Here is a 13,305-nt window from a genome sequence, read left to right as displayed (position 1 = left end):
TGCTCCCCATCACACGGGGAGATGCGAACGACGCGTCGAGACAAGGTGAAATCGGCCCCATGATCGTCAACGGATCGACCCACGCGGTGCATCGTAAACCGGCCTCCGTCGCACCCCCGAACGCGGAGACCGGCGTGATCCGGGCGGCGGGACGGGCGAAGCCGGCGCGTCCGGACACGGCGCCGTACGCGCCAGCCCCGAGCTTCCCGTTCTCGGCCATCGTCGGCCAGGACGAGATGCGCCAGGCGCTCCTCATCGCGGCCGTGGACCCGTCCGTCGGCGGCGTCCTCGTCTTCGGCGATCGCGGCACGGGCAAATCCACGGCGATCCGGGGGCTCGCCGCCCTCCTGCCGCCCATGCGGGCGGTGGCCGGGTGCCCCTATGCCTGCGATCCCGCACGGCCGGGCGATCTGTGCCACGTCTGCCGCGACCACGCCGGCGGCCTGAAGGTCCACACCGTCCCGGTGCCGGTGGTGGACCTGCCGCTCGGCGCCACCGAGGACCGGGTGGTGGGCGCCCTCGACCTCGAACGGGCGCTCGCCCACGGGCAGAAGGCGTTCGAGCCGGGGTTGCTGGCGCGGGCCAACCGGGGCTTCCTCTACATCGACGAGGTCAATCTCCTAGACGATCACCTCGTCGACCTCCTCCTCGATGTCGCAGCGTCGGGGATCAACACCGTGGAGCGCGAGGGCCTGAGCATCCGCCATCCCGCCCGCTTCGTGCTGGTGGGCAGCGGCAACCCGGAGGAGGGCGAGTTGCGCCCACAGCTCCTCGACCGCTTCGGCCTCGCCGTCGAGGTGACGACGCCGACGGACCTGCCGACCCGCATCGACGTAGTGCGTCGCCGCGACGCCTACGAGCGCGATCCGGAGGCGTTCTGCGCCGCCCATGCCGGGGCGGACGCGGCGATCCGCGAGACCCTCACCCGCGCCCGCGCGCACCTGCCGTCGCTCACCGTGCCCGACGCCACCCTGGAGGCGGCCGCCCGGCTCTGCCTCGCACTCGGGACCGACGGACTGCGGGGCGAACTCACCCTCATGCGCACGGCCCGGGCGCTCGCGGCCCTGGAGGCGGCCGACACCGTCGGCGTCGATCACCTCGCCCGCATCGCCCCGGCGGCCCTGCGCCATCGCCTGCGCCGCAATCCGCTCGACGAATCCGGGTCCACCGCCCGCGTCACCCGGGCCGTGGCGGAGGTTTTCGCCCCGTGACCACCTGGGCCGACGCGGTGCTGGTGGCGCGCCTCGCGGCGGCCGATCCACACGGGGTCGGCGGCGTGGTCGTGCGTGCCGGCGCGGGCCCCGTACGCGAGGCCTGGCTCGCAGCCCTGCGCGTAGCCCTTCCGAGCGACAGGCCGATGAGGCGGATGCCCGGCAGCATCACCGATGCGCGCCTGCTCGGCGGCCTCGATCTACCCGCCACCCTCGCGGCCGGACGTCCCGTGGCGGAGACCGGGCTTCTGGCCGAGACCGATGGCGGCCTCCTCGTCGTTCCCATGGCCGAACGCCTGTCACCCGGGCAGGCGGCCCGTCTCGCCGCGATCCTCGACACCGGCACCGTACGGGTGGAGCGCGACGGCCTCGGACGATGCCACCCGGCACGCCTCGGGGTGATCCTTCTCGATGAGGGTCAGGGCGACGACGAGGCCGTGCCGGACGCCCTGGCCGACCGCCTCGCCCTGCACATCGATCTCACGGACGTCCCCTGGCGCGATGCGGTCCCGGTGGACGACCCGTCCCACGCCGAAGCGTCCGATCCGGGGGCAGAGGACGTTCTCGGCGCCCTGTGCCGGGCCGCCGACGCCCTCGGGGTGGTGTCGCTCCGCGGTCCGCTCCTGGCCGCCCGAGTCGCGCGGCTGCTCGCCCGTCTCGAGGGGCGTGCGGTTCCGGGCGAGAACGATACGATCCGGGCCGCACGCCTCGTCCTCGGCCCGAGGGCGACGCGGATGCCCACAGCCGAACCGACGCCCGGGGCCGCCGTGCCCGAGGAGTCCGCGCCGGAGGAGACCACGCCCGAACCGGATACCCCCACCGAGCACGAGGAGACCTCCGCCTCCCTCGACCAGCGCATGGTCGAGGCCGCGCGCAGCGCCCTTCCGCGCGATCTTCTCGCCGGGCTCATCGCGGCGGGAGCACGCCCGCGCCAACCGCGGGCCGGCAAAGCGGGGGCCGCCGCCGCGTCGCCGCGCGCCGGACGGCCCCTGGGCGCGCGCGCCGGCGATCCGCGCCAGGGACGCCTCTCCCTCATCGACACCTTGCGCGCCGCCGCACCCTGGCAGCGTTTGCGCCGGACGGCGGGCGAGCCCCAGGGCATCCGGATCCGCCCGGAGGATCTACGCGTCACGCGCTTCGTCCAGCGCACGCAGACCACGACGATCTTCGCCGTCGATGCCTCGGGTTCGGCCGCCCTCGAACGCCTCGCCGAGGCCAAGGGCGCCGTGGAGCTGCTCCTGGCCGAAGCCTATACTCGCCGGGACCGCGTCGCCGTCCTGGCGTTTCGCGGGCTCGGGGCCGAGTTGATCCTACCACCCACCCGCGCCCTGGCGCGGGCGCGGCGGGGTTTGAGCGCGCTGCCCGGAGGCGGGGGCACGCCGCTGGCTGCGGGCCTCGATGCAGCGGCGGCACTCGCCCGGAGCGTGCACCGGGGCGGGGGAACGCCGGTGGTGGTGGTGCTCACGGACGGACGCGCCAACATCACGCGCGCGGGTGCGGCCGGCCGTACGCAGGCAGGCGCCGACGCCCTCGCGGCAGCCACGGCCCTGCGGGCCGACGGGGTCCGCACCATCCTCATCGACACGGCGGCCCGGCCGCAGGACACCGCCCGCCGCATCGCCGAGGCCATGGGTGCGCGCTATCTCCCCTTGCCCTACGCCGATGCGGGGGCGATGCGTGCCGCCATCCGGGCGGCGACCTGAGGGAGCGATCATGTCCGCGCCGAGCGATCGACCCGCCTGGGAGCGCGAAGGCGCGGATTGGCCCCACCGCGAGGCCAGCCGTTTCGTCGAAGCCTCTGGCCTGACCTGGCACGTCCAGACCTTCGGCGACGCCGCTGCTCCGGTGCTCCTGCTCCTGCACGGCACCGGCGCGGCCACCCATTCGTGGCGCGGCCTCGCTCCCCTGCTGGCGCAGGATTTCTTCGTCGTGGCGCCGGATCTCCCCGGCCACGCCTTCACCGATCCGCTGCCCGCGAACCGCCTGTCCCTGCCCGGCATGGCGGCGGCGATCCGTGATCTCCTCTCCGCCCTCGGGGTGGTCCCGGAGGTGATGGTCGGCCACTCTGCCGGCGCCGCGCTCCTCGTCCGGCTCTGCCTCGACGGCCTCGCCCCCCGCCACCTCGTCGCCCTCAACGGGGCGTTGACGCCGTTTCCCGGCCTCGCATCCGTGCTGTTCCCGAGTCTCGCCCGGATGCTGTTCCTCAATTCGGTGACGCCGCGAATCTTCGCCTGGACCGCCGACCGCCCGGCGGTGGAGCGCCTCATCCGCGGCACCGGCTCGCGTCTCGATGCCGGGGGGCTCGATCTCTATCGGCGCCTGTTCCGCTGCCCCGGCCACGTCGCCGGAGCACTCGGCATGATGGCGAACTGGGATCTGGCGGCGCTGGACCGCGCCATCACCCGGCTCACCGTGCCGACGACCCTGGTGGTGGGCGGCGACGACCGGGCGATCTCGCCCGACACCGCCTTCGCCCTGCAGAAGCGCCTGCCCCATGCGCGGGTCGAATTGCTGCGCAACCTCGGCCACCTCGCCCACGAGGAGGCGCCCGCGGCGGTCGCCGGGATCATCCGCCAGCTCAGCCCGGCACGGGCCGCGGCAGAGGCGTAAAACAGCGCTTGCGTCCCGTCGCGGACGCGGATTAGTGTCACCTTATGTTGACACTCGCCGACATGCCGAACCCTGTGACGAGCTCCGATCCGCGCGCCCACGCGGTGGTGATCGGCTCCGGCTTCGGCGGTCTGGCGGCGGCGATCCGCCTCGGCGCCCGGGGTTACCGGGTCACGGTGCTGGAGCGCCTGGAGCAGCCCGGCGGTCGCGCCCGCGTCCACCGCCAGGACGGATTCACCTTCGACGCCGGCCCGACCATCGTCACGGCGCCGTTCCTGTTCGAGGAGCTGTGGCGCCTGTGCGGCCGGCGCATGGACGACGATGTGACGCTCGTGCCCATGCGGCCGTTCTACCGCATCCGCTTCGACGACGGCGCCACCTTCGACTACAGCGGCGACATCGCCGCCATGCGGGCCGAAGTCGCGAAGTTCTCATCCGCCGATGTCGCCGGATACGAGGCCTTCATGGCCCGCTCCGAGGCGATCTGCCGGGTCGGGTTCGAGGAACTCGGCCACGTGCCGTTCTCGTCGGTCACCGACATGCTGCGGATCATGCCGAGCCTGCTGCGCCTCGGTGGTCACCGCTCGGTCTACGACCTCGTCGCCAGCTACATCCGCGACGAGCGCCTGCGGACGATCTTCTCCTTCCACCCGCTGCTCATCGGCGGAAGCCCGTTCCGGGCGAGCGCGATCTACTGCCTCATCGCCCATCTCGAGCGGCGCTGGGGCGTCCACTTCGCCATGGGCGGCACTGGACGCCTCGTCGACGGCCTATGCGACCTCATCCGGGGGCAGGGCGGGGCGCTACGCTGTGGCGCCGACGTCGCCCGCATCACCGTGGCGGGTGGAAAAGCCACGGGCGTCACCCTGGCGAATGGCGAAGCGATCCCGGCCGAGATCGTGGTGTCGAACGCCGATTCGGCCTTCACCTACGGGACTTTGCTCGGCGGCACCGCCAAACGCTGGAATGCCCGGCGCCTCGGGCGCGCGCATTCCTCCATGGGCCTGTTCGTCTGGTACTTCGGCACCAGCAAGAAATTTCCCGATGTCGCCCACCACACCATCCTGATGGGCCCGCGCTATCGCGGCCTCATCGAGGACATCTTCACCAAGAAGCGTCTGGCGAAGGATTTCAGCCTCTACCTGCATCGGCCCACCGCCACCGACCCGATGCTGGCCCCGCCCGGACACGACGCGTTCTACGTGCTGTCGCCGGTGCCGAACCTAGACGGCGGCCAGGATTGGGCGGCGCTCGCCGAACCCTACCGGGAGGCCATCGCGCGGCATCTGGAAGCCACGGTGATGCCGGGGCTCTCCGAGAGCCTCGTTACGTCGAAAGTCACGACCCCCAACGACTTCGCCAGCGATTTCCTGAGCTATCGCGGATCCGGCTTCGGCCTCGAACCCGTGCTGACGCAATCGGCGTGGTTCCGGCCGCACAATGCGTCCGAGAACGTGCGCAACCTCTACCTCGTCGGGGCCGGCACCCATCCGGGCGCCGGACTGCCCGGCGTCCTCTCCTCTGCCCGAGTCCTCGATTCCGTGGTGCCGGATGCGCGCGTCTTCGCCTGAGGCCGTCAGGCCGTCCTTCTGGGCAACCCCCGAGCCCGACAGGCCGCCCCTCTGGGCGACGCCGCACGCCGACGCCGCCGACCGGGCCGCGTGCCGGAACGCGATCCGGGCGGGCTCGCGCAGCTTCTTTGCCGCCTCCGCCCTTCTGCCGGCCCATGTCCGGCGCCCGGCCTACGGGCTCTACGCGTTCTGCCGCCTGTCCGACGACGCCGTCGACGACGTGGCGCCCGTCGCCCGGACAGCGGCCGCGGCCCGCCTGTCCGCCCGCCTGACCCGCGCCTATGACGGGCGCCCCGCCGACGCCCCCGCCGACCGGGCGCTCGCCGACCTCGTCGTCGCCCACGCCATCCCGCAGGCCCTGCCCATGGCGCTCATCGAGGGGCTGGCCTGGGATGGGGAGGGCCGGCGCTACGCGACGCTCTCCGACCTCACCGCCTACGCCGCCCGGGTCGCCGCCAGCGTCGGCGTGATGATGACCCTGATAATGGGGTCACGCGATCCGGCCGTCCTCGCCCGGGCCTGCGACCTCGGAATCGCCATGCAGTTCACCAATATCGCCCGCGACGTCGGTGAGGATGCCCGTGCGGGCCGGCTCTACCTGCCCGTCGACTGGCTGAGAGAAGCCGGGATCGATCCGGAGGCCTTCCTGACCGACCCGCACCCGAGCCCGGCCCTGGCGGGCGTCGTCGCCCGGCTGCTCGCGGCGGCGGACCTCCTCTACATCCGCTCGGAAGCGGGCCTCTCCGGCCTGCCGCGCGCCTGCCGGCCGGCGATCCGCGCGGCCCGGCTCATCTACGCCGAGATCGGACGGGAGTTGGAGCGCCAGGACCTCGATCCGGTGACCACCCGGGCTCGCGTCGATGGCCGGCGCAAGGCGGCGCTCCTGGCCCGCGCCACCCTGACGCCCACCTTCGCGCCCGCGCAGGATCGCCATGCGCCGCCCCTGGCCGAGGTCGCGTTCCTCGTCGCGGCCGTGGCCGCACAGCCGGTGCCCGCCGGTCCGGCCTGGTGGGACGTGCCCGGCCAGATGGCCCGGGTCCTCGACCTCGTCGAGACCCTGCGCGAGCGCGAGACCTTTGCGGGACCCGCCTTCGCGCCCGAGGGGTCCTCGCACGCCGTCCCGTGAGCGACCCGTTCTTCGCCGCCCTCGACATCGGCCTCGTGTTCGGCCTGGCGCTCGGTCTCGCCCTCTGGCAGCTCGTGGCGCTCAAGCGCGGCATCCGCCGCGACCGGGAGGCGGCCGCCCGCGCGAAGGCCGAGGCCGGCGATTCGTGAGCGCGACCGACCATCCGTCGGACACGAAGGCCCGCCTCACCCGAGCGGACGCGGCATCCGGAACGGCAGCATCCAGCGCACCAGGGGGTTCTTGAACCGGTCGAGCGACAGGCTCTCGTGGACCGGGCGCACCCGTTGCCCGCAGAGGGTCGTCTCCAGCAGGGAGCGGGCATAGAACGGCGTGTCCTCGAAGGTCCGCACCACCCGGGCCGTGCCATCGTCGCTGCGGGTCGAGCGGGGAATGCGCCACAGGCGAGTCGCCGGCAGGGCGGCGGGGCGGGGTGGATCGATGTCGCGCGGCGCGCCGGTGGCGTCGAAGCGCAGGGACAGGTTCTGAACGGTGCCGTCGCGGCGCCGCACGTCGTAGAGAATCGCGGCGCCGTCCGTGAGATCGGCCCGGCACCAGGTCCAATCCGTGAAGGCGTCCTCAAGGGGCGTATCGCCGTGGTTGGTGTCGAAGTAGGCCGTCCCGGTCCAGGTCAGCGACGGCTCGGTGAGGGCGACCTCCACGGGCGAGGACGGCGCCATCGGCCACCAGCGATGCCGGCCCTGTCCATCGAGGCTGAACGGGCCGGGGGTGAGGCCGGTGGGGCGAACCCGCACGGTGCCGCGGACCCGTGAGGGGATCGGTGCCGTCACCTCGTCGAGGTTGATGGTGAGGGTGGTGCCGTCCCAGGCGAGATCGCTCGGACCGATGGCGAGATGCGTCGCGTCCCGCGACACGGCCCGGCGCCCGCGCTCGGTCATGCAGAAGCGGTTCGACCGCTCCCCGTAGAGCACCACGTTGACGGCGCAGTGCCGGAACGGGTCGCGGCTCCTGTCCCAGGCGTAGTAGGGCGAGAACACCGAGCCGATGAAGGCGATGATGGTCAGCCCCTGGCGCCCATCGGCACTCAGGGCATCGACGTACCACCAGACGTAGCCGCCGCGGCCGACCGGCGTATCGAAGCGCGGGCGGTGCTCCGGTCCGCCAGCAGGCTGTCCGCCGCGAGCCGGCCCGATTGCGCCGCCATCGGCACCCCCGGCCCCGGATGGACGCTGCCCCCGGCGAGGTACAGCCCCGGAATCGCCGTCCGTGCCCCCGGACGCTGGAACGAGGCCATCCAGCCGTGCGAGGCCCGCCCGTAGAGGGCGCCCCCCGTCCCCGGAAACAGCGCCCCGAACCCCGCCGGCTCCGTCGTCACCGTCGCGGGCGTATCCGTCAGTGTCAGCCCGGAGGCCCCCAGGCGGCGATGAAGGGCGCTCGTGCATGTGGCGATCTCCGTAGGCGTGAAGGTGCCGCCCGCAGGCGCGTTGACGAGGCAGAGCAGGCGCTCGGCCCCGGACACGTCAGGGGCCGTGTCGCCCCGGTCCTGGGCGCAGACATAGACCGTGGGGTCGGTGGGCAGCCGCCCCCGGGCGATGGCGTCGAACTCGGCGGCATAGTCGCCGGAGAAGAACACCGTGTGGCGCAGGAGCGGGAAGCCTTCGGCGCGGGCGTTCATGCACAGGGTCACGGCCGAGAGCGAGCGCTCGGCTCCTGGAACCCGCTCGGCCCCCCGGGCGACATCCGCACCGAAGAGCCCATCGCCCAGCGCCGCCGCATCGGCGTTGCAGACCACCGCGTCCGCCGGGATGCGCTCGCCATCGGCGAGGTCCACGCCGGTGACGCCGGTGCGGTCGGTGACGATGCGTGCCACGTGGGCGCCATAGCGCAGGCGCGCACCGCGCTCGGCGGCCAGATCCGCCACCGCCCGGGCGAGGGCGCTGAGGCCGCCCGCGACATGCCAGACCCCTTGCGATTCGACATGGGCGACGAGCATCAGGGTGGCGGGCGCCCGGTAGGGCGAGGCGCCGCAATAGGTGGCATAGCGCCCGAAAAGCTGGCGCAGGCGCGGATCGGCGAAATAATCCCCCAGCGCCGACCACAGGGTGGTGAAGGGCTGGATGCGCCAGAGATCGCCGAGCCCCGACAGACCGGCGCGGCGGGTGAGGGCGAGGGGACTCGGCCGCTGCCCCCGGATGAACGGGCCTTCGAGGGTCCGGTAGACCGCCTCGGCGCGGGCGCGGAAGCGGTCGTAGCCCTCGGCCTCGCGGGCGCCGGCAAACGCCCCGATGGCGTCGCGGGAGGCGCGCGGGTCGGCGAACAGGTCGAGGTGGCCGTCCGGCCCCCAGGTATGCCGCGCCAGGATCGCCGCCGGGCTGAGCGCGACGCGCCCCTCGAGGCTCGCGCCGCATTCCGAAAAGATCTCGTCGAGGACCCAGCGCATGGTGAAGACCGTGGGGCCGGCCTCCACGGCTTGGCCGTCGACGGGGACGCTGCGCATCTTGCCGCCCGGGTGCGCGGCGCGTTCGAGCACGGTCACGTCGAGGCCCGCATGGGCCAGCCGGAGGGCCGCCACCAATCCACCGATCCCCGCTCCGATGACCACGACCCGCACGCGCCGACTCCTCCGCCACCCAAACCAATCCTTGACGAGTGTCAATATTATCTGACACTTTCAGTTGGCAAGTCAAAAAGACAGATGCTTCCGCCGGGAGAGACGTTAGATGGATGCCAACCGTCGCATCGAGCGCACCCTCGACACCGCCGTGGCCCACGCGGAAGCACCCGGTGCCCCGCCGCGCCTCGCCGAGGCGATCCGCTACGCCGTGTTCCCGGGCGGTCACCGTATCCGGCCGCGCCTGTGCCTGTCCGTGGCGCGGGCCTGCGGCGACGACGACCCGGCGGCCTCGGACGCGGCGGCCGCCGCCATCGAGCTGCTGCACTGCGCCTCCCTCGTCCACGACGATCTGCCGTGCTTCGACGACGCCCCCCTGCGCCGGGGCCAGCCCTCCGTCCACGCCGCCTTCGGCGAGCCCCTGGCGGTGCTGACCGGGGACGCCCTCATCGTCTCGGCCTTCGAAACCCTGGCGCGGGGGGCGACGCGCTCGCCGCACCGCCTCGCCGCCCTCGTCGGCCTCGTCGCCCGCGCGGTGGGCTCGCCCAACGGCATCGTGGCGGGCCAGGCCTGGGAATCGGAGCCGACCGTGGCGCTCACCGAGTACCAGCAGGCCAAGACCGGCGCCCTGTTCGCCGCCGCCACCGTGACGGGGGCGGCGGCCGCCGGTGCGCCGGCCCTGCCGTGGCGCCTGCTGGGGGAATGCCTCGGCGAGGCCTATCAAGTCGCCGACGACCTGCGCGACGTCGCCTGCCGCCAGGAGGAGGTCGGCAAGCCGGTGGGCCGCGACGCGACCCTGGGCCGGCCCAACGCCGCCGCCCTGCTGGGCATGGGCGGCGCCCTCGCCCGCCTCAAGCGCCTCGCCCGCGAGGCCGTCGAGGTGATCCCGGCCTGCCCGGGTGCCGATGCCCTCCGGGCCGAGATCGAAGCGCAGACCCGGCTGTTCCTGCCGGCCCATCTCGTGCGGGAACTGGCCTGACGGCGGGCGGCCACCATGGCCACCCCACCGGTGACGGCGTCGGCGGCGGGCATGGACAAGCTCCCCGGCGGTAGCGCGCCGCCGAAAGACTCTTGGCGCGCGCGGTGGCGCGCCTTCCGCACCCGCACGATCGCCAAGCCGGGCTTCCAGCGCTGGGCCGCCGGCTTTCCCCTCACGCGCAACATCGCCCGGGCGAACACGAAGGCCCTGTTCGATCTCTGCGCCGGCTTCGTCTACGCGCAGACCCTGTTCGCCTGCGTGCGCCTCGACCTGTTCCGCATCCTGTTCGACGGCCCCCTGGCGCCGGACGTCGTGGCGGCGCGCGTCGGCCTCACACCGGACCGGGCCGAACGCCTCCTCAAGGCCGCGGCCGCCCTCGATCTCCTCGCCCGCCTGCCCGACGGCCGCTTCGCCCTCGCCGACCTCGGCGCGGCGCTCATCGGAAACCCCTCGGTTGCGGCGATGATCGAGCATCACGCGCTTCTCTACGCGGACCTCGCCGACCCCGTCGCCCTCCTGCGCGGGGAAGCCGGCCCCACCCACCTGTCGCGCTACTGGGCCTATGCGGACGCCGCCCGCGGCGATCCCGCGAGCGCTGAATCGGTCGCGGCCTACAGCACCCTGATGGGCGCGTCCCAGTCCCTGATCGCGCAAGACATCGTCGAGGCCTATCCACTCCGTGACCATCGCCGCATCCTCGATGTCGGCGGTGGCGAGGGCGCTTTCCTGCGGGAGGCCGCCCGCCACGCCCCCGGCCTCGGCCTGATGCTGTTCGACCTGCCGGCCGTGGCAGCCCGGGCGGAGAAGGCCTTCGCCGAAGCGGGCCTGAGCGCGCGCGCAAAAACCTTCGGGGGCGCCTTCCCGGACGATCCCCTGCCGAGCGGGGCCGATCTCGTCTCGCTGGTACGGGTGGTCCACGACCACGACGACGGCAAGGTCCGCGCCCTCCTGCGTGCGGCTCACGCGGCTTTGCCCCCGGGTGGCACGCTTCTCATCGCCGAACCCATGGCGGGCACGCCCGGAGCCGAGGCGATGGCCGACGCCTATTTCGGCTTCTACCTCCTCGCCATGGGCACCGGCCGCTGCCGCACGGCCGCCGAGCTGACGCAGCTGCTCGCCGAGGCCGGTTTCGGCGGGGTCCGCGAGGTCCCGACCCGCCGCCCCCTCCTGACCCGACTGCTCGTGTCCAACCGATTAGACAGCACCAATCGTAAGTAATGCTTGACGAATAAAAGTGTCTATCTAGGATGACACATACGGGCCGCACGTCGATGGCCCCACGGACAAGGGGAGGGCCAGAACCATGCAAGCGCGTGCCATCGTCCTCCACGAACCGGAACGGATCGCCCTCGACACCCTCACGCTCGATACCCCCGGCCCGGCCGACGCCTTGGTCGCGGTCGCCTGGAGCGGCATCAGCACCGGCACGGAGCGCCTGCTCTGGTCCGGCCGGATGCCGGCGTTTCCCGGGATGGGCTACCCCCTGGTGCCCGGCTACGAATCCGTCGGCACCGTGATCGAAGCCGGCGCGGAATCCGGCGTCGCGGTCGGGCAGACCGTGTTCGTACCGGGGGCCCGCTGTTTCGGCCCGGTGCGCGGCCTGTTCGGTGGCGCCGCCTCCCATCTCGTCAGCGCCGGCGCACGCCTCGTCCCCCTCGACCCGTCCTTGGGCGAGCGCGGCATCCTCTTCGCCCTGGCGGCCACCGCCCAGCACGCTCTGGGCGCGGTCCCGGCCGGTCCTTCGCTCATCGTCGGGCACGGCGTGCTCGGGCGCCTGCTGGCCCGCCTCACCGTGGCCGCCGGCGGCACGCCGGTGGTGTGGGAGACCAATCCCATCCGCGCCGAGGGGGCCGACGGCTACGCCGTGCTCCACCCCGATGCCGACGCCCGGCGCGACTACGCCACGATCACGGATGCCAGCGGCGATGCCGGCCTCCTCGACACCCTGATCGAACGCCTGGGGGCCGGCGGCGAGATCGTGCTGGCGGGGTTCTACGAGGCGCCGCTCGCCTTCACCTTCCCACCCGCCTTCCTGCGCGAGGCCCGCATCCGGGTCGCGGCGCAGTGGAAGCCGGAGGATCTCGCCACCGTCACGGCGCTGGTCGCGTCGGGGCACCTGTCGCTCGACGGTCTCGTCACCCATCGCCAGCCGGCCGCCAACGCGGCGCAAGCCTACCGCACGGCCTTCGGCGAGCCCGCCTGCCTCAAGATGATCCTCGATTGGAGTGCCGCATGAACATGCAGCTGAACGGCGCCGCCCTGAAGGCATCGGAAGCGCTTCGCGCCGAGGCCGGCATCGAGCCCGATCCCGTGCCGGTGAAGGCCACCAAGGAGACGCAGATCATCGCGATCTACGGCAAGGGCGGCATCGGCAAGTCGTTCACCCTGGCCAACCTCAGCTACATGATGGCCCAGCAGGGCAAGAAGGTCCTGCTCATCGGCTGCGACCCCAAGAGCGACACCACCTCGCTGCTGTTCGGCGGCCGCGCCTGCCCGACCATCATCGAGACGTCCACCAAGAAGAAACTCGCGGGCGAACAGGTCGCCATCGGCGACGTCTGCTTCAAGCGCGACGGCGTCTACGCCATGGAGCTCGGCGGGCCGGAGGTCGGGCGCGGCTGCGGCGGGCGCGGCATCATCCACGGCTTCGAACTCCTGGAGAAGCTCGGCTTCCACGAATGGGGCTTCGACTACGTGCTCCTCGACTTCCTCGGCGACGTGGTCTGCGGCGGCTTCGGCCTGCCCATCGCCCGCGACATGTGTCAGAAGGTCATCGTCGTCGGCTCGAACGACTTGCAGTCGCTCTACGTCGCCAACAACGTCTGCTCGGCGGTGGAATACTTCCGCAAGCTCGGCGGCAACGTCGGCGTCGGCGGCCTCGTCATCAACAAGGACGACGGCACCGGCGAAGCCCAGGCCTTCGCCGCCGCCGTCGGCATCCCGGTCCTGGCCTCGATCCCGGCCGACGACGACATCCGCAAGAAGAGCGCGAACTACGAGATCATCGGCCGGCCCGAGAGCCCGTGGGGCTCGCTGTTCGCCGATCTCGCCCAGAACGTCCACGACGCGGCGCCCAACCACCCGACGCCGCTCTCCCAGGACGGGCTGCTCGGCCTGTTCAAGGGCGAGGCGGTCGGCAGGGGCGTCACGCTCGTACCCGCCACCTTCGAGGACATGTGCGGCACGGCCCACGTGGTGAAGCCGTCCCTCGAAGTCGTCTACGACGAGGTCTGACGCGC

Annotated in this window: 12 protein-coding genes; 10 read left to right on the top strand and 2 right to left on the bottom strand. The window is 72.8% G+C overall.

What is annotated here, in order from left to right; genetic code table 11:
• Positions 1 to 59 precede the first annotated feature (59 nt).
• The 6 genes from bchI to ASF27_RS22770 are packed head-to-tail and all read left to right on the top strand — an operon-like array spanning position 60 to position 6,667.
• Positions 60 to 1,211: a magnesium chelatase ATPase subunit I gene (gene bchI / locus ASF27_RS18515; RefSeq protein WP_082479313.1), complete on the top strand. Its 1,152-nt coding sequence runs from the start codon at positions 60 to 62 to the stop codon at positions 1,209 to 1,211.
• Positions 1,208 to 2,914, top strand: coding sequence for a magnesium chelatase subunit D (locus ASF27_RS18510; protein WP_056362341.1), 1,707 nt, complete (start codon positions 1,208 to 1,210; stop codon positions 2,912 to 2,914). The genes bchI and ASF27_RS18510 overlap by 4 nt, the downstream gene beginning before the upstream one ends.
• 10 nt (positions 2,915 to 2,924) lie before the next feature.
• A complete protein-coding gene (bchO, locus tag ASF27_RS18505; protein ID WP_056306616.1) occupies positions 2,925 to 3,821 on the top strand; it encodes an alpha/beta fold hydrolase BchO in 897 nt (298 codons plus the stop codon).
• A 44-nt stretch (positions 3,822 to 3,865) separates the two neighbouring features.
• Positions 3,866 to 5,392 carry a phytoene desaturase gene (locus ASF27_RS18500; RefSeq protein ID WP_056168763.1) on the top strand — a complete coding sequence of 509 codons (1,527 nt, stop codon included), beginning with the start codon at positions 3,866 to 3,868 and terminating at the stop codon, positions 5,390 to 5,392.
• Positions 5,373 to 6,518, top strand: a complete 1,146-nt coding sequence (locus ASF27_RS18495) for a phytoene/squalene synthase family protein (RefSeq protein WP_056362338.1) — start codon at positions 5,373 to 5,375, stop codon at positions 6,516 to 6,518. The genes ASF27_RS18500 and ASF27_RS18495 overlap by 20 nt, the downstream gene beginning before the upstream one ends.
• Positions 6,515 to 6,667 (top strand): hypothetical protein, encoded by a 153-nt coding sequence (locus ASF27_RS22770; RefSeq protein ID WP_200918887.1) that lies wholly within the window; start codon positions 6,515 to 6,517, stop codon positions 6,665 to 6,667. Before ASF27_RS18495 ends, ASF27_RS22770 begins: the two co-directional genes overlap by 4 nt.
• 36 nt (positions 6,668 to 6,703) lie before the next feature.
• Here the strand turns inward: ASF27_RS22770 and ASF27_RS18490 are convergent, their stop codons facing one another.
• Both ASF27_RS18490 and crtD read right to left on the bottom strand, forming a co-directional pair.
• Positions 6,704 to 7,564 carry a carotenoid 1,2-hydratase gene (locus ASF27_RS18490; RefSeq protein WP_056306644.1) on the bottom strand — a complete coding sequence of 287 codons (861 nt, stop codon included), beginning with the start codon at positions 7,562 to 7,564 and terminating at the stop codon, positions 6,704 to 6,706.
• The gene (gene crtD, locus ASF27_RS18485) at positions 7,561 to 9,087 is read right to left on the bottom strand and encodes a 1-hydroxycarotenoid 3,4-desaturase CrtD (protein WP_056362335.1); all 1,527 of its coding nucleotides are present in this window, start codon (positions 9,085 to 9,087) and stop codon (positions 7,561 to 7,563) included. Before crtD ends, ASF27_RS18490 begins: the two co-directional genes overlap by 4 nt.
• Before the next feature lie 109 nt (positions 9,088 to 9,196).
• Between crtD and ASF27_RS18480 the strand changes: the two genes are divergently transcribed.
• From ASF27_RS18480 to ASF27_RS18465, 4 genes are all read left to right on the top strand, one after another.
• The gene (locus ASF27_RS18480) at positions 9,197 to 10,066 is read left to right on the top strand and encodes a polyprenyl synthetase family protein (RefSeq protein WP_056168751.1); all 870 of its coding nucleotides are present in this window, start codon (positions 9,197 to 9,199) and stop codon (positions 10,064 to 10,066) included.
• Positions 10,067 to 10,117: 51 nt separating this feature from the next.
• Positions 10,118 to 11,284 (top strand): methyltransferase, encoded by a 1,167-nt coding sequence (locus ASF27_RS18475; RefSeq protein WP_056168825.1) that lies wholly within the window; start codon positions 10,118 to 10,120, stop codon positions 11,282 to 11,284.
• 85 nt (positions 11,285 to 11,369) lie between these two features.
• Positions 11,370 to 12,302 carry a chlorophyll synthesis pathway protein BchC gene (bchC, locus tag ASF27_RS18470; protein ID WP_056168747.1) on the top strand — a complete coding sequence of 311 codons (933 nt, stop codon included), beginning with the start codon at positions 11,370 to 11,372 and terminating at the stop codon, positions 12,300 to 12,302.
• Complete coding sequence (locus ASF27_RS18465) at positions 12,299 to 13,300, top strand: chlorophyllide a reductase iron protein subunit X (protein WP_056168743.1); 1,002 nt, start codon at positions 12,299 to 12,301, stop codon at positions 13,298 to 13,300. Before bchC ends, ASF27_RS18465 begins: the two co-directional genes overlap by 4 nt.
• Positions 13,301 to 13,305: the final 5 nt, after the last annotated feature.

This window comes from Methylobacterium sp. Leaf102, assembly GCF_001422425.1.
Lineage (GTDB): Bacteria > Pseudomonadota > Alphaproteobacteria > Rhizobiales > Beijerinckiaceae > Methylobacterium.
The sequence above is the reverse complement of the archived record's forward strand: the minus strand, read 5'-3'. Positions and strand labels throughout refer to the sequence as shown.